Here is a 15,745-nt window from a genome sequence, read left to right as displayed (position 1 = left end):
CCTCTGCAGGGGCGGCGAGGCGCTTTAGGTGTCAAGGAATCCCTGACACTTGGTGACCATTGCCGGACTTCCGGCTTGATGGTTGCTCGGATCAAGAGACTTTCGCGCGCAGATCCGCCAACTTGTTAGGATTACTTACAGGTTCGATTCTCGGCGGAGTGAGATCGCCCGCCGTGGGCAACGCCAACGCGGATCAGAGGATCGCGAAGGGGCGGTCGCTCACCTGTGTCACACCGTCAGCGGCGCCCTGCGCTGCGCCGTTTGCCCTTCGGCGCTGGGGAGGCCGATCAGGCGGGCCAGTGCGTCGGCGGGCAGGGCGGGGCTGAACAGGTAGCCCTGCATCTGCTGGCAGCCGAGCTGGCGGAGCAGATCGCGCTGGGCGGCGGTTTCGACGCCTTCGGCCAGGGTGGTCTTGTTGCCGGCAGCGGCGATCTGCACGATCGCGCGGACAATCGCGGCCGAGCCCGCTTCTGCGGTGAGGGTGTCGACGAAGCTCTTGTCGATCTTGATCTTGTCGAACGGGAAGCGATGCAGATAGCTCAGCGACGAGTAGCCGGTGCCGAAATCGTCGAGCGCGATCTTCACCCCGAGGGCGCGGAGCTGATTGAGAATCGCCAGCGTCGACTCGGTATCCTGCAGCAGCAGCGCTTCGGTGATCTCCAGCTCCAGCCGATGCGGGGGCAACCCGGTGCGCGCCAGCGTCGCGGCGACCTTGAGCGGGAAGGTTGAACGGCGGAACTGGATCGGCGAGACGTTGACCGCCACCGTCATCGACGCCGGCCAGCCGACCGCGACGCCGCAGGCGTGATCCAGCACCCACTCGCCGAGTTCCTCGATCAGTCCGATGTCTTCGGCGAGCGGAATGAACTCGGCCGGCGAGACGAAGCCGCGCACCGGATGCTGCCAGCGCAGCAGCGCCTCGCAGCCGGCGATCGCGCCGGAGTTGAGGTCGACCAGCGGCTGGAAATGCAGATGGAAGTCGTGCTCGGCCACGGCGCGCTTCAGCTCGGTCGCCAGTTCGTGCCGGGCCTTGGCCTTGATGTCCATCTCCGGCATGAAGAATCGATAGGTGCGGCGGCCTTCGGATTTCGCTGCGTACAGAGCAAGGTCGGCCTTGGCGATCAGGTCGTCGACCTCGCGGCCGTGCTCCGGCGCCAGCGCGATGCCGATGCTGGCATCGGGTGAGATCACATGGCCGGCGCAGTCGAAGGTCTCGCGCAAAGCGAGCTGCAGCGTCGCCACCAGGTCGCGCACCGTGGTGGCGTCGGCCATCACCACCGCGAACTCGTCGCCGCCCAGCCGTGCGACGTAATCGGCCGGAGCCAGGCAGCGTTGCAGACGCTCCGCGATGCATTTGAGCAGTTGGTCTCCGACCGGATGGCCGAGCGTATCGTTGACGATCTTGAACTCGTCGATGTCGATGTAGAGCAGGGCGAGCTGGTCGCCCGGCTCGATCAGGTCGAGCGCATCGCCGAGGTGCTTGCGGAACGACGAACGATTCGGCAGTCCGGTGAGGTCGTCGTAGTGGGCGAGGTGGTGGATGCGTGAGTCCGCGCGCTTGCGCTCGGTGATCTCCTCATGGGTCATCACCCAGCCGCCGCCCTGGATCGGCTCGCGCGTGATCAGGATCGTCCGCCCGTCGGAGAATTCGGTCTCGAACGAGCTTCGGGCTCCGGCGTTCTTCATCGCGAAGGCATGGTATTGCTGGATCAGATGCGGATCGTGACCGGCTTTCTCGAGCAATCCGACGATGTCGGAGCCGCGCAAGCCGGGCTTCACCGCATCGGGGGGCAGCCGGTAGATCTCGAGGTAGCGACGGTTGTACAGCAGCAGCCGTCCTGCGGCGTCGAACAGCGATAGCCCCTGCGCCATGTTGTCGACCGCGATGCTGTAGCGCTGCCGGAGATCGGTTTCATGCCGGATGATGTTTCGGCCGAGCTGGAACAGCACCACCGCGACCGCGAGCGCCGATGCGAGCGCGACCGCCACCATCACCCACAGCTCGCGCCACCACGCGGACAGAACGCCGTCGACCGAACGCGACACCACCACGACCACCGGCTGCTTGCTCAGCATTCTGGACGACGCCAGCCGTTGAATGCCATCGAACGGGCTGTGGACGCGATGGGTCGCGTTGGGGCGCAGAAACAGCGGCTTCAGATCGGAATCGAGGAAATTCTGGCCGACCGCCTGGGTGAACCGCGGCCAGCGCGTCACTAGTGTGCCGCCACTGGTGAACACCGCGATCGAGGCGTCCGCGCCGAGCACGATCGATGAGGCGAGACTCTCGTACCAGGAGTTTGGGATGGTCCGCGTCAGCACGCCGGTGGTTTCCCGGGTCGGGCCGCGCAGCCGCTTGACGAGCGCCAGGGTCTGGCCGCCGCGCACCGGGTCGCGGACGATTTCGGCCTCGCTCTCCTCGCGCTCGTCGTCCGAGGTCCAGCGCTTGAACGCCGGATGATGGCCGATCCGGACATCGGGCAGCGGCCACGGACGCGACGAGTTGATCAGGGCGCCGGCGCTGTCGTACAGGTCGAACTCGCCGAGCTCGCCGGCCTTCAGCGCCAGCAAGGTGTGGGTCGACAGCGTCTTGGCGAGCGGAAAGGTGTGCACGAGCGAGGATGCGGTCTCGCTCTGCTCGACGTTCAATGCGTCGAAGGTGCGGTCGAACTGGCGGCCGAGCAGCATCGCCGTGTTGCCGAGCTCGCGCTCGGCGTTGCGTAGAGCGCGCTCGCGGCTGTCCGCGATCATCCAGGCGGTGGCCATCGAGATCGCGGCGATCAGCAGAATGCCGATCCCGACGATCCAGCGCACCGATACGTTTCCGGGGCCCCGCAGCAGGCTCCGAACCCGTGCGTCCCACCTCGTCCTCGTCATTGACCACCCCAGCGGCGTCGTGAACTCCCCCTCACTACCGTGGGTAGATGGATATCTGGTTAGTACATTTACCGGCACATTCGCCGCTTTCAGGCACAGTGCCGGCGGGTTTCGCGAGTGCCGGTATCATGCTGCACGAAAAAGCGTGCGCCGCCGCACCCCTGAGAAAAATCCGCACCTGTCCGCGACCGACCACCCCTGGCGCGTTCGGAGATCGTTCACCAGCGCAGCAGAATTTCCTCGTTCTCGGGGAGGCGAGCCCAATCGCAGCCACGACCGGTCGATTTCCGGCCGCTGAGCGGTCGCGATGAGGACACGACAGGAAGGGGAGCAGAAACGCTTGGTGGGCGGCGAGAGATTCGAACTCCCGACCCTCTCGGTGTAAACGAGATGCTCTAACCAGCTGAGCTAGCCGCCCGCCGCGCCTATCTACCGCGGGCGCCATGGTCTGTGCAAGGCGAGCGGGACCGGCGCAGGGCTGATCCAGCTTTGTGACGGTTTCGGGCGTCAGCCCTCGGCCGGAGAGGCCGCAGGCTCGCGCCGCGTCCCCATCCGTTGCAGCACCGCGAAGAACGCCGGCACGAACAGAACGGCGAGGCCGGTCGAGGCCAGCATGCCGGCGACCACTGCGATACCGAGCGATACCCGGGCGCCGGCACCGGCGCCGGTCGCCAGCGCCAGCGGCAGCATGCCGAAGATGAAGGCGAACGAGGTCATCAGGATCGGCCGGAACCTGAGCCGCGCCGCCTCGATGGCGGCTTCGGCCACCGGCATGCCTTCGATACATTTCTCGCGGGCGTATTCGACGATCAGGATCGCGTTCTTGGCCGCCAGCGCGATCAGCAGCACGATGCCGATCTGGGTATAGAGATCGTTCGGCAGGCCGGACCATTCCAGCGCCGCCACGGTACCGAGCAGGGTCAGCGGCACCGCCAGGATCACGGCGAGCGGCTGCAGCCAGCTCTCGTATTGGCCCGCGAGCACGAAATACACCAGCAGCAGCGCCACCGTGAACACGTAGTAGATCTGATTGCCGACCACCTGTTCCTGATACGACATCCCGGTCCAGGCCGTGCCCATCGACGACGGCAGCGATTTGGCCGCGACTTCGCTCATCAGCGACATCGCTTCGCCGGAGCTGAAGCCGGTCGCCGGGCTGCCGACCAGGGTTGCGGCGGGGTAGAGATTGTACAGCGTGATCAGCGGCGGCCCGACCTCGTCGGTCAGATAGGCGACGGCGCCGACCGGCACCATCTGGCCGTTCGAGCCCTTGACCTTCAGCTTCAGCACGTCGCCGGGCCGCAGCCGGAACGGCGCGTCGGCCTGGACGTAGACCTGGAACACGTTGTTGAACTTGGTGAACTGGTTGACATAGGTCGAGCCGAGATAGCTTTCGACCGCCGAGAACACCTGGCCGACGGTGACGCCGAGCGTCTCTGCCTTCATCCGGTCGACCACCAGGCGGAGCTGCTTGACGTCGGCGTTGAAGGTCGAGGCCGCGTGGGTGATGGCGCTCTGGGTCGAGGCGTTGGCGGCGAGCTGCTGGGCGGCGTTCTGCAGCGCCAGGAAATCCGAACTGCCGTTCTTCATCTCCACCATCATGGTGAAGCCCGAGGTGTTGCCGATGCCCTGGATCGGCGGCGGCATCAGCACCAAGGCGGTCGCGGTGTCGAGCGTGGCCAGCGCGGCCCGCACCCTGGCGGCGATCGCGTCGATGCTCAGATCCTTGGTCTTGCGCTGGTCCCAGTCGCGCAGCACGACGTACAGCATGCCGGCGTTGTACATCGTGGCGTTGTTGTCGAGCGGCGAGATGCCCGACACGCCGATCACGCTCTCGACGCCCGCGGTCTTGCGCACCAGCTCGACCGCCTTGGCCACCGCCGCTTCGCTGCGGCCGGCGGAGGCCGAATCCGGCAGCTTCAGGCTGACGATGAAATAGCCCTGGTCTTCCGAGGGCAGGAAGGCGGTCGGCACCCGCGACAGGCCGTAGAACGCGACCCCGATCAGCGCCAGCCCGACGATCGTGGTCGGAATGCTGAACGCCACCAGCCGGCGGATCAGCGCCGCATACACCGTCTCGCAGCGCGCATACACCGCGTTGAAAATTCGGTAGACGACATTGCGCTGCTCCGGCGGCACCGGCGCGCGCAGCCACAGCGCGCATTGCGTCGGCTTCAGCGTCACCGCGTTGATTGCCGAGATCAGCGCAGTGGCGGCGATCACCAGCGCGAACTGCTGATACATCTTGCCGGTGAGCCCGGAGATCGCGGCCGCCGGCAGGAACACCGCCATCAGCACCAAAGTGATGCCGATGATCGGGCCGAACAGCTCCGACATCGCCTTCACCGCGGCCTCGCGGCTCGACATCCCGCCGGCGATGTGCCGGGACACGCCTTCGACGATGACGATGGCGTCGTCGACCACGATGCCGATCGCCAGCACCAGCGCGAACAGGCTGGTGGTGTTGACGGTGAAGCCCATCGCCGCCATCGCCGCGAATGCGCCGATGATCGTCACCGGCACGGTGGTGGCGGGCACCAGCATCGCCCGCCAGTCCTGCAGGAACATCAGGATCACCAACAGCACCAGCACGGCGGCGATGATCAGCGTCTCATAGACCTCGTCGACCGAGGCGGTGATGAACTTGGTGCTGTCGAACGACACCTTGTAGTCGAGACCGGTCGGGAACGCGCCGGCCATCTCCTTCATCTTGGCGTTGACCGCTTGCGCCACCGACAGCGCGTTGGCGCCGGTCAGCAGCGAGATCGCGATCGCAGCCGAGGGCTTGCCGTCGAGCGTTGCGGTCTGGCCGTAGGACGAGGCGCCGAGTTCGACCCGGCCGATATCGCCGATCCGCACCAACTGGCCGCCGCCCTGGTCGATCGCCTTGACCACGATCTTCTCGAACTCGGTGGCCTCGTTGAACCGGCCGACGACGTCGAGCGCGTATTGGAAATTGACGATCGAGGGCGCCGGTGGGCCGCCGACCAAGCCGGCGGTGACCTGGTTGCTCTGCTGCTGCACGGCGCTGACCACGTCGCTCGGCGTCAGGCCGTAGCTTTGCAGCTTGTCCGGATCGAGCCAGATCCGCATCGCATACGAACCGGAGCCGAGCACCGAGACGTCGCCGACGCCGGGCAGCCGCGCCAGCTCGTTCTGAATGTTGATCTTGGCGTAGTTGGAGAGAAACAGATTGTCGTAGCGGCTGTCGGACGAAACCAGGCTGACGAACTGCAGAATCGAGGTCGACTTCTTCTTGACGTTCAGGCCCTGGGTCGAGACCGAGGCCGGCAGTTGCGCGGTCGCCAGCGACACCCGGTTCTGCACCAGCACCTGCGCCATGTTCGGATCGGTGCCGATGTCGAAGGTGACGACCAGATTGTAGCTGCCGTCGCTGGCGCTGGTCGACTGCATGTAGATCATGCCCTCGACGCCATTGACCTGCTGCTCGATCGGCAGCGCCACCGAATCCATCACGGTGCGGGCGCTGGCGCCGGGATAGCTCGCCGAGACGGACACCGTCGGCGGCACCACATCGGGATATTGCGACACCGGCAGCCGCATCAGCGCCAGGGCGCCGAGCAGGATGATCAGAAAGGCGAGGGTGTTGGACAGCACCGGCCGTTCGATGAAGAAGCGCGAGAACATGGGCAACGCCTCGTGAGGGCCGATCGGATCAGGGTTTCGCGGTGCCGGATTGGGCTCCAGGGCTCAGTGCGGCAGGTGCCGGGGTCGGCGCCGTCGGGGCGGCCGCCATGGTCCCCGCCACCGGCGCCACGGTGTTGCCGGCGATGGCGCGCTGGATCGCGCCGATCACCACCCGGTCGTCGGCCTTCAATCCCTTGGTGATGACGCGGAGCTGCCCCTCCTGCGGCCCGAGCGTGACCTGGCGCTGCTCGACCACGTCTCCGGCGCCGACAACCATGACGTAGCTGCCGGTCTGGTTCGACATCACCGCGGTGTCGTTGATCAGCAGCGCGTCGTCGAGCTTGCCGACCGCGACCCGGACCCGGACGAACAGGCCGGGCACCAGTGCCACGTCCTTGTTCGGCAGCGAGCCGCGGAGCTGCAGGGTGCCGGTGGCCGGATCGACCTGCGGCGCGATGTAGTCGACCTTGCCGGCGTATGGGAACGTGGTGTCGGACGACAGCGCGACCTCGATCGGCAGCTCCAGCCGCTCTTCGCGCATATCTTTCAGCGTCTTGCCGCGCTTGGCGAGTGCGTCACGCAGATTGATCTGCTGCTGCTCGGTGATGTTGAAATAGACGTAGAGCGGATCGACCTGAAGGATGGTGGCGAGCTTGGTGGCGCCGGCCGAGCCGACCAGGGTGCCGACGTTGACCAGGCGGCGGGTCACGACGCCGTCGAACGGCGCCGCCACCGTGGTGTAGCCGAGCGAGGTCTTGGCCAGCGCCAGCGACGCCTGGGCGGCGGCGACCTGGGCGTTGGCCGCCGCCAGATTGGTCTGGGCGTCGTCAACGTTGCGCTGCGAGGCGACGTCTTTCTGGCCGAGGATCGACTGCCTGTCGGCTTCGCGCTGGGCGTTGGCCTGCTTGGCCTTGGTGCCGTCGAGCTGCGCCTGCTGCAGGTCGACCTGGGCCTGGTATTGCGCGCGCTCGATCTTGAACAGCACGCGATCCTTCCTGACCGCTTCACCGTCGAGATAGTCGATGCTCTCGATAAAGCCCTGCACCCGCGCTTCGAGATCGACCGAGGCGACCGGCGCGGTGTTGCCGGTGAATTCCGCATACAGCGTCACCGGCGCCTGGGTCGGCTTGGCCACCGTGACCTTCGCCGGTGGCGGCGCGGCGTATGTATTCTGCTCCTTGCAGGCACCGAGGAGCATGGGCGCGCCCGCGATCAGCGTGACAATCCCGATCCTTCGAGCAGACGCCAAAGATACGAAGCGGGCGCAAATCATCCGAGCTCTCCGTGTCGCGCGCAGGCATGACCGTGCGGCACGGGAACTCAGAACTGATTCCAGGGTGGCGGTCCAACGATTGAGACAAAATCGCGGCCGCTATGCGCGTCGTCGCGCGATGCAGCCGCTCGCTGCGATGCGTCTGCTACGCCTGCTGTTCGAAGATCGTCGCCAGTTGCACGATGGTCTCGACGGCCTTTTCCATGTCCTGGCGGCTGACCCATTCGAGTCGTGAGTGGAAGGCGTGCTCACCGGCGAACACGTTGGGGCAGGGCAGGCCCATGAACGACAGCCGGGCGCCATCGGTGCCGCCGCGGATCGCGCTGGTGACCGGGATGAGGCCGGCGCGGCGGATCGCTTCGCGGGCGTTCTCGACCAGCTCGGGATGACGGTCCAGCACCTGTTTCATGTTGCGATATTGCGGCTGGATCTCGATCTTGGCGCGCGAGCGCGGATAATCCAGCATCACCTGCTCGACGATGCTCTGCAGCAGCAGCTCCTTGTCCTTCAGCCCGGCCTCGGTGAAGTCGCGGACGATGAAGCCGATGCTGGCCTTCTCCAGCGTGCCGCTGATTCCGATCGGATGCAGGAAACCGTCGCGGCCTTCGGTGGTCTCCGGCGAGCAGCCGGTCTTGGGCAGCCGCTCGACGATCGCAGCGGCGATCTTGATGGCGTGCTCGATCTTGCCCTTGGCGAATCCCGGATGGGCGCTGACGCCTTCGATGGTGATCACCGCGCTGTCCGCCGAGAAGGTCTCGTCCTCGATATGGCCGGCGCTCTCGCCGTCCATGGTGTAGGCGAAATCGGCGCCGAGCTTTTTCAGATCGACCTTGTCGACGCCACGACCGATTTCCTCGTCCGGGGTGAACAGGATCTTGAGCGTGCCGTGCTTGATCTCGGGATGCGCCAGCAGAAACCGCGCCGCATCCATGATCTCGGCGATTCCGGCCTTGTTGTCGGCGCCGAGCAGGGTGGTGCCGTCGCTGGTGACGATGTCGTGGCCGATCTGTTCCGACAGCGCCGGATGCTCGGCGCGCCGAATCACCTGGGTCGCATCGCCCGGCAGAACGATGTCGCCGCCCTGATAATTCTTCCACACCTGCGGTTTGACGCCGGCTCCTGAACAATCGGGCGAGGTGTCCATGTGGGCGCAGAAACAGATCACCGGAACGTTTGGCTTGGCCGAGGTCGCCGGAATCGTCGCGTAGACGTAGCCGTGCTGGTCGAGATGCGCGTCGGCGAGGCCCAGTTCGCGTAGCTCCTCCGCCAGCAGCGCGCCGAGATTCTTCTGCTTCTCGGTGGAGGGGCAGGTATCGGAATCCGGATCCGACTGGGTGTCGATGGTGACGTAGCGGAGGAAACGCTCCAACACGGTGAAGTCGAAGTTAATCGCGGTCACATCCGAACTCCCTGCAGGCTCGCAAACACCGCGGCGTGGCGATCAAGCGCGTTCGGTCGCGAGCTTTCCTGTTGATATCTCGTCCTGGTGTGACGCGCGACCCGCACCCGAAACGTCTGCCGGGCGTCTGACAAAGAAACGGCAGGCGGGGCGGGTGCCCAAGCCTGCCGTTCTTCAATCTGAACTGGAGCCCGCTCCGATCGAATCGGGAACCGGACCCCAGCGCCGCGCGGGACGAGCTTGATTCCAGCGATCCGGAAGGCCGGACGCCCGAACCGATGACCCGGGAAGCAGGATCAGATCGCTTCCTTCAGCTCCTTGGCGGCGCGGAACGCCACCTTCTTGCTGGCCTTGATCTGGATCTGCTCGCCGGTGGCCGGGTTGCGGCCCATGCGGGCGGCGCGCTTGCGGACCTGGAGAATGCCGAGGCCGACGATGCGGATGCGCTCGCCCTTCTTCAGGTGCTTGGTGATGCGGGTCACCATGTCGCCGAGAATGGCTTCGGTCTGCTTCTTCGACAGCTCGTGCTCTTCGGCGAGCGCTGCTGCGAGATGCTTCAGGGTCACCGTCGCCGGCGTTGCGGATTTGGCAACTGCTTTCTTCGCCATATAGCCCTCCTGCTGTTGTGTGGCGGCTTAGAAACTAAGACGTAGCAGGGCTTAGACGATTCGGGTGGGCGCTGCCTACGTCGTTTGCCCCGTAAACAGCGCATTATTTGCATCTGGGTGTCGAAAAATGCCTCCATTAAAGGAGAAATCGAGCTATCCGCACGAGAATGGGATTCTCTGGGCGCAACCCGCTTGACTTGGGTCTGCGCTCCCTTTAATCGACCGCCTGCGCGGTTGATGCAAACCACGCGGGAGTAGCTCAGTTGGTTAGAGCGCCGGCCTGTCACGCCGGAGGTCGCGGGTTCGAGCCCCGTCTCTCGCGCCATTTCGCCGATATCGGCATTTGGCGACACCGCGATTTCCCCAGAGCAAAACCTCACAACAGAACAAGTGACCCGGAACGCCTGCCGCGTGTGTTCGTTGCCGGATAGGCTGGCCGGCGGTCAGCTTCGATCGCCTTGATTGTTGCGGAACTGCGATCGGCCTGAGCCGTCTCGCGTGGGCATGGGACTTGTCCGCCAGAGCTGCCCTGGTTTTGGGAAGTGAAGGCTTCGGCCGGCGCGAAATGCAGAAGGCCGCGCAATGGCGGCCTCTCTCAACACTGTGTTACCGCCGATGCGCGGCGATGAGCTCAGTGCTATCTCACCGTCGACTGGCCGGAATCGGTCACAGCGATCTGCTTGGTTGCCTTGATGACGTGGGCGGTTTGGCTGTCGCTCGCAGTGGTGCGGGCCGTGATCCCGAGTGCGGCTACGCTGATACCTGCGATGAGGGCCACCACCACGATCTTCAGGTGGGTCGCACGATCTGCTGAATGCAAGGAGTGATTCATCGCTGCCTCCGCGCGGCGCTTGTTGTTGCCGCGTCGACAAACCGACGATAGCCTTGCGTGTGTTTCAGGAAAGTTTCGCCGGTTCCGAAAATGGTTTCGTGCCCGGGCCGTATGGTTTCCAAGGGGTTGAGACGATCGAATGTGAATGATGAGTCACGAATTCGTACCGATAGGCGCCGGATGCATGGGGAATCCCTCGGTCTTGCCCCAGCTTGGCTTGCGCCCCCTGTTGCACTGCGCTAAGCGGTAGAACAATTCAAATGCGAACGAGTCTGCGGCAGCGCAACAAGCCGCGGGGTTAGGGAACGGGATGAGCGGCATTCTGTCTAACTATCTGCCAATCGTCGTTTTTATCATCGTTGCGGCGGGTCTGAGCCTCGCCTTGCTGGTCGCCCCATTCGCCGTGGCGTATCAGCAGCCGGATCCTGAAAAGCTCTCGGCTTATGAATGCGGATTCAATGCTTTCAGCGATGCCCGCATGAAATTCGACGTCAGATTCTACCTCGTCGCCATTCTGTTCATCATCTTCGACCTCGAAGTCGCATTTCTGTTTCCGTGGGCGGTGGCCTTCGGCAAGCTGGGTGCGACTGGCTTCTGGTCAATGATGGTGTTCCTCGGCGTCCTGACCGTCGGCTTTGCCTACGAATGGAAGAAGGGCGCGCTGGAATGGGATTGAGGCCTGAGACGATGCAGCCGACGCCATCGCAACATCCGGTTGGCGCGCAGCCGCTGATCGCGCGGCCCGCAACCGGCATCATCGACCCCAGCACCGGCAAACCGGTCGGGGCGAACGATCCGTTCTTTCTCAATGTCAACCGCGAGCTCTCCGACAAGGGATTCTTCGTCGCCGCGACCGATGATCTGATCACCTGGGCGCGCACCGGCTCGCTGATGTGGATGACGTTCGGTCTGGCGTGCTGCGCGGTCGAGATGATGCAGCTCTCGATGCCGCGCTACGACGCCGAGCGCTTCGGCTTCGCGCCGCGCGCATCGCCGCGGCAGTCCGACGTGATGATCGTCGCCGGCACGCTGACCAACAAGATGGCCCCGGCGCTACGCAAGGTCTACGATCAGATGCCGGAGCCGCGCTACGTGATCTCGATGGGATCGTGCGCCAACGGCGGCGGCTACTATCATTATTCGTATTCCGTGGTGCGTGGCTGCGACCGCATCGTTCCGATCGACATCTATGTGCCCGGCTGTCCGCCCACAGCCGAAGCGCTGCTGTACGGCGTGATGCTGCTGCAGAAGAAGATTCGTCGAACCGGCACTATCGAACGCTGAAAAGGCTGTTTCATGGACGACAACGGGCTCGACACCCTGGGTCAGACGATCGTCGGCGCCTTGCCGGGCATCGCGACCGGTCACTTTGTCGCGTTCGGTCAGCTCACGCTGACCGTCGATGCCGGCAAGATCGTGGAGGTGATGCGGCTGCTGCGCGACGATCCGCGCTTCCGCTTCATCAGCTTCATCGACATGACGGCGGTCGACTATCCCGGCCGCGCCGAGCGATTCGAGATCGTCTACCACCTGCTGTCGCCGAAGCTGAACGAGCGGGTGCGGGTCAAAGCGGAGGTCGGCGAGACCACCCTGGTGCCCTCGATCATCAATGTATTCCCCGGCGCCGATTGGTTCGAGCGCGAAGCCTACGATCTTTACGGCATCATCATTACCGGCCATCCCGACATGCGCCGGCTGCTGACCGACTACGGCTTCGACGGTCACCCGCTGCGCAAGGATTTTCCGCTCTCCGGCTTCGTCGAGGTTCGCTACGACGACGACCAGAAGCGAGTCGTCTACGAGCCGGTGCGGCTCAATCAGGAATTCCGTAAGTTCGATTTCCTATCGCCCTGGGAAGGTGCTGACTATCCGGTTCTTCCCGGAGACGAGAAGGCGGGAGTGAAGTCGTGACGTCATTCGCCATTTGCTATTCGCAACTCGCCAGCAAGCGGAGCTTGCCCAATGGCTGACGCTGCTATTCCGGACGCGCCCAGCGTCCGCAACTTCACCATCAATTTCGGTCCGCAGCATCCGGCGGCGCACGGCGTGCTGCGGCTGGTGCTCGAGCTCGACGGCGAAGTGGTGGAACGGGTCGATCCGCATATCGGCCTGTTGCATCGTGGCACCGAGAAGCTGATCGAAGCCAAGACCTATCTGCAGGCGATTCCGTATTTCGATCGGCTCGATTACGTCGCTCCGATGAACCAGGAGCACGCCTTCTGCCTCGCGGTGGAGAAGCTGCGCGGGATCGCGGTGCCGCGCCGCGCTCAGTTGATCCGCGTGCTGTACGCCGAGATCGGCCGCATCCTGTCGCATCTGCTCAATGTCACCACGCAGGCGATGGACGTCGGTGCGTTGACCCCGCCGCTGTGGGGCTTCGAAGAGCGCGAAAAGCTGATGATGTTCTACGAGCGCGCCTCCGGCAGCCGGATGCACGCGGCGTATTTCCGCGTCGGCGGCGTGCATCAGGATCTGCCGCCGAAGCTGATCGACGATATCGACGCCTGGTGCGACGCGTTTCCGGCGGTGGTCGACGATCTCGACCGGCTGCTCAGCGACAACCGCATCTTCAAGCAGCGCAACGTCGACATCGGCGTGGTCACGCTCGATCAGGCCTGGGCCTGGGGATTCTCCGGCGTGATGGTGCGCGGCTCCGGCGCTGCCTGGGATTTGCGCAAGTCGCAGCCCTACGAGTGCTACGCCGAGCTCGATTTCGAAGTGCCGATCGGCAAGAACGGCGACTGCTACGATCGCTATCATATCCGCATGGAAGAGATGCGGCAGTCGGTGCGGATCATGAAGCAGTGCATCGCCAGGCTGCGTGCGCCGGACGGGCAGGGACCGGTCGTGGTCGACGACCACAAGATCTTCCCGCCGCGGCGCGGCGAGATGAAGCGCTCGATGGAAGCGCTGATCCATCACTTCAAGCTGTACACCGAGGGCTTCCACGTCCCGGCCGGCGAAGTCTATGTCGCGGTCGAGGCGCCGAAGGGTGAGTTCGGCGTGTTTCTGGTGTCCGACGGCACCAACAAGCCGTACAAGTGCAAGGTCCGGGCGCCGGGCTTTGCGCATCTTCAAGCGATGGACTTCCTCAGCCGCGGTCACCTGCTGGCGGACGTCTCGGCGATCCTCGGCTCGCTCGACATCGTGTTCGGAGAGGTCGATCGGTGAACGCGCCCGGGCCCATTCAGTTCGACCGCGCCACCGGCGCTCTCGAGGGCGCCGGTGCTCTCGAGCGCATGGCGGCGTGTGCGCTGGTGATGGGCGCGAGGGTGTCGTCGACGTTTTCGTATCGCGGCTACAACGCCGCGGCCAATTTGATGCGCAAGGCGCTGCCGGAACGCGACATCGCGATCAGACTCAATCCCGACGCCACCTTCGTGTTCCCCTACGGCGACGGCTATTGGAGCAAGCTGCTGCAGCGCGATTACTCTTATGAGATCGAGCTGGACCTGCTGTTCCGCGATGCGGCCGATGTCGATTTCACGTTCGTCGATTGCGGCGCCAATTACGGCTACTGGTCGGTGCTGGTGTCGAGTGCGCCGTTCGGCGCGCACCGCACGCTGGCGATCGAGCCGTCGAGCCAGAATTTCGCCCGGCTGGTGCAAAACGCCAAGGTCAACGGCGATCGGTTCGCGGTGATGAAATGCGCGGTCGGCGCCGCCCGCGGCACCGCCAGACTGTCCGGTACCAAGCACGAGGCGTTCAGCATCGTCGGCAAGCCCGGGGCCGGCGGCGAGGACGTGCCGGTGATCCGGCTGGACGACCTGATCGACGACGGCCATCTGCCGCGCGGCGGCAAGTACATCGTCAAGCTCGACGTCGAGGGGGTCGAGATCGACGCGATTCGCGGCGGCGAACGGCTGCTGGCGGAAGACACTGCGATCCTGTGCGAGGAGCATGGCAGCGACCGCGATCACACCGTTTCGCGCTACATCCTCGAACATACCCCGCTGAAGCTGGTCGTGTACGACCCGCAAAGCAATCGCTACGAGGCCGTGGTCGATCTCGGCATTCTCGACCGGATCAAGGTCGCGTCGAATGTCGGCTACAACGTCGTCGGAACCGCGAGCGCGTTCTGGCAGGCCCGAATCCAACACCTGAATGCGAGCGTGGCGCAGCGCTCGGCGAGAAACTGAGCATGTCCGTTCGTCGTCTGGCACCGAAAGAGCTGCAACCCGAGAGCTTCGCGTTCACCGCGGAGAATCTCGCCTGGGCGCAGAAGGAGATCACCAAATATCCGCCCGGACGGCAGTTCTCGGCGGTGATCGCGATCATGTGGCGGGCGCAGGAGCAGTGCGGCGGCTGGCTGCCGGAAGCGGCGATCCGCGCTGTGGCCGACATGCTCCAGATGCCTCATATCCGCGCCCTGGAAGTCGCGACGTTCTACACCATGTTCCAGCTCAACCCGGTCGGCAAGAAAGCCCACGTCCAGGTCTGCGGCACCACGCCGTGCCGGCTGCGGGGCGCCGGCGAGCTGATCGAGGTCTGCAAGAACCGGATTCATCACGACCCGTTCCATCTGTCCGCCGACGGCGACTTCTCCTGGGAGGAGGTCGAGTGCGCCGGCGCCTGCGTGAACGCGCCGATGGTGCAGATTTTCAAGGACGTCTACGAGGATCTGACGCCGGAGACCTTGAACAAGGTGCTCGACGGTTTTGCCAGTGGTCACCCGCCGCAGCCGGGTCCGCAGAACGGCCGACAGCATGCGGCGCCGATCACCGGACCGACGACCCTGAAGACGGGTGGTATCAACGTAGCGCCTATTGACGCCAACGGGCCGGCTTTGACCGACGACGAAGCGAAGCGGCCCGGGGCGGCGGCCAATGTTCAGGAACGCCCGGCGCCGAAGCCGCCGGCCGCCGACGCCACCGAGAAGAACCCGCCATGACGACGAACGCCCCTGCGGGGCGCGCCGTCGCGGAAAGCGTGAGAGCCATGCCGACCCCGATCTACATCCTGCTGCACGGTGTCGCCGCCGCAGCTTTCATATTTCTGCTGCAGCACTACGCGCTCGGTGCGACACTCCAATCGAGCCTGCTCTGGGCGCTGACCTTCGGGGGCTGCGCCATCGGGCTCGCTTACATGCAATCGAAACGCTGACAGGG

General features: G+C 64.8%; 12 protein-coding genes, 2 tRNA genes and 1 pseudogene. 8 read left to right on the top strand and 7 right to left on the bottom strand.

The window, feature by feature from the left end:
* Positions 1 to 228: 228 nt before the first annotated feature.
* From FLL57_RS10145 to FLL57_RS10120, 6 genes and pseudogenes are all read right to left on the bottom strand, one after another.
* On the bottom strand, positions 229 to 2,877 hold the full coding sequence (locus tag FLL57_RS10145) for a bifunctional diguanylate cyclase/phosphodiesterase (protein ID WP_142882818.1): 2,649 nt from the start codon (positions 2,875 to 2,877) through the stop codon (positions 229 to 231).
* A gap of 341 nt (positions 2,878 to 3,218) precedes the next feature.
* A tRNA-Val gene (locus tag FLL57_RS10140) sits at positions 3,219 to 3,295 on the bottom strand.
* 89 nt (positions 3,296 to 3,384) lie between these two features.
* Positions 3,385 to 6,525 (bottom strand): efflux RND transporter permease subunit, encoded by a 3,141-nt coding sequence (locus FLL57_RS10135; protein ID WP_142882817.1) that lies wholly within the window; start codon positions 6,523 to 6,525, stop codon positions 3,385 to 3,387.
* A 28-nt stretch (positions 6,526 to 6,553) separates the two neighbouring features.
* Entirely contained in the window at positions 6,554 to 7,798 is a 1,245-nt protein-coding gene (locus FLL57_RS10130; RefSeq protein WP_142882816.1) for an efflux RND transporter periplasmic adaptor subunit, read from the bottom strand.
* A gap of 145 nt (positions 7,799 to 7,943) precedes the next feature.
* On the bottom strand, positions 7,944 to 9,197 hold the full coding sequence (gene pepT, locus FLL57_RS10125; RefSeq protein ID WP_142882815.1) for a peptidase T: 1,254 nt from the start codon (positions 9,195 to 9,197) through the stop codon (positions 7,944 to 7,946).
* Positions 9,198 to 9,493: 296 nt separating this feature from the next.
* Positions 9,494 to 9,808 (bottom strand): annotated as a pseudogene (locus FLL57_RS10120) (HU family DNA-binding protein); the annotation flags it as partial.
* Between the two features lie 245 nt (positions 9,809 to 10,053).
* Between FLL57_RS10120 and FLL57_RS10115 the strand changes: the two are divergent.
* Positions 10,054 to 10,130, top strand: a tRNA-Asp gene (locus tag FLL57_RS10115).
* Between the two features lie 312 nt (positions 10,131 to 10,442).
* On the opposite strand, the gene FLL57_RS10110 is transcribed toward FLL57_RS10115, so the two are convergent.
* The gene (locus tag FLL57_RS10110) at positions 10,443 to 10,637 is read right to left on the bottom strand and encodes a hypothetical protein (protein WP_013502263.1); all 195 of its coding nucleotides are present in this window, start codon (positions 10,635 to 10,637) and stop codon (positions 10,443 to 10,445) included.
* Between the two features lie 310 nt (positions 10,638 to 10,947).
* On the opposite strand from FLL57_RS10110, the gene FLL57_RS10105 reads away from it, so the two are divergent.
* The 7 genes from FLL57_RS10105 to FLL57_RS10075 are packed head-to-tail and all read left to right on the top strand — an operon-like array spanning position 10,948 to position 15,740.
* A complete protein-coding gene (locus tag FLL57_RS10105) occupies positions 10,948 to 11,313 on the top strand; it encodes an NADH-quinone oxidoreductase subunit A (protein ID WP_013502264.1) in 366 nt (121 codons plus the stop codon).
* An 11-nt stretch (positions 11,314 to 11,324) separates the two neighbouring features.
* Entirely contained in the window at positions 11,325 to 11,921 is a 597-nt protein-coding gene (locus FLL57_RS10100; RefSeq protein WP_013502265.1) for a NuoB/complex I 20 kDa subunit family protein, read from the top strand.
* Positions 11,922 to 11,933: 12 nt separating this feature from the next.
* The gene (locus tag FLL57_RS10095) at positions 11,934 to 12,548 is read left to right on the top strand and encodes an NADH-quinone oxidoreductase subunit C (RefSeq protein WP_142882814.1); all 615 of its coding nucleotides are present in this window, start codon (positions 11,934 to 11,936) and stop codon (positions 12,546 to 12,548) included.
* Between the two features lie 51 nt (positions 12,549 to 12,599).
* Entirely contained in the window at positions 12,600 to 13,808 is a 1,209-nt protein-coding gene (locus FLL57_RS10090) for an NADH-quinone oxidoreductase subunit D (protein WP_142882813.1), read from the top strand.
* Positions 13,805 to 14,776 carry an FkbM family methyltransferase gene (locus FLL57_RS10085; protein ID WP_142882812.1) on the top strand — a complete coding sequence of 324 codons (972 nt, stop codon included), beginning with the start codon at positions 13,805 to 13,807 and terminating at the stop codon, positions 14,774 to 14,776. The genes FLL57_RS10090 and FLL57_RS10085 overlap by 4 nt, the downstream gene beginning before the upstream one ends.
* 2 nt (positions 14,777 to 14,778) lie before the next feature.
* Positions 14,779 to 15,528: an NADH-quinone oxidoreductase subunit NuoE gene (nuoE, locus tag FLL57_RS10080; protein ID WP_013502269.1), complete on the top strand. Its 750-nt coding sequence runs from the start codon at positions 14,779 to 14,781 to the stop codon at positions 15,526 to 15,528.
* Positions 15,525 to 15,740, top strand: coding sequence for a hypothetical protein (locus tag FLL57_RS10075; protein ID WP_013502270.1), 216 nt, complete (start codon positions 15,525 to 15,527; stop codon positions 15,738 to 15,740). Before nuoE ends, FLL57_RS10075 begins: the two co-directional genes overlap by 4 nt.
* Positions 15,741 to 15,745: the final 5 nt, after the last annotated feature.

Origin of the sequence: Rhodopseudomonas palustris (assembly GCF_007005445.1) — a bacterium.
Classification (GTDB): domain Bacteria; phylum Pseudomonadota; class Alphaproteobacteria; order Rhizobiales; family Xanthobacteraceae; genus Rhodopseudomonas; species Rhodopseudomonas palustris_G.
The sequence above is the reverse complement of the archived record's forward strand: the minus strand, read 5'-3'. Positions and strand labels throughout refer to the sequence as shown.

Bases quoted from the DNA above. Each gene is read 5' to 3' on its own strand.
- FLL57_RS10145 (WP_142882818.1), bottom strand. From the start codon at position 2,877: ATGACGAGGACGAGGTGGGACGCACGGGTTCGGAGCCTGCTGCGGGGC.
- FLL57_RS10135 (WP_142882817.1), bottom strand. From the start codon at position 6,525: ATGTTCTCGCGCTTCTTCATCGAACGGCCGGTGCTGTCCAACACCCTC.
- FLL57_RS10130 (WP_142882816.1), bottom strand. From the start codon at position 7,798: ATGATTTGCGCCCGCTTCGTATCTTTGGCGTCTGCTCGAAGGATCGGG.
- FLL57_RS10110 (WP_013502263.1), bottom strand. From the start codon at position 10,637: ATGAATCACTCCTTGCATTCAGCAGATCGTGCGACCCACCTGAAGATC.
- FLL57_RS10105 (WP_013502264.1), top strand. From the start codon at position 10,948: ATGAGCGGCATTCTGTCTAACTATCTGCCAATCGTCGTTTTTATCATC.
- FLL57_RS10100 (WP_013502265.1), top strand. From the start codon at position 11,325: ATGCAGCCGACGCCATCGCAACATCCGGTTGGCGCGCAGCCGCTGATC.
- FLL57_RS10095 (WP_142882814.1), top strand. From the start codon at position 11,934: ATGGACGACAACGGGCTCGACACCCTGGGTCAGACGATCGTCGGCGCC.
- FLL57_RS10090 (WP_142882813.1), top strand. From the start codon at position 12,600: ATGGCTGACGCTGCTATTCCGGACGCGCCCAGCGTCCGCAACTTCACC.
- nuoE (WP_013502269.1), top strand. From the start codon at position 14,779: ATGTCCGTTCGTCGTCTGGCACCGAAAGAGCTGCAACCCGAGAGCTTC.
- FLL57_RS10075 (WP_013502270.1), top strand. From the start codon at position 15,525: ATGACGACGAACGCCCCTGCGGGGCGCGCCGTCGCGGAAAGCGTGAGA.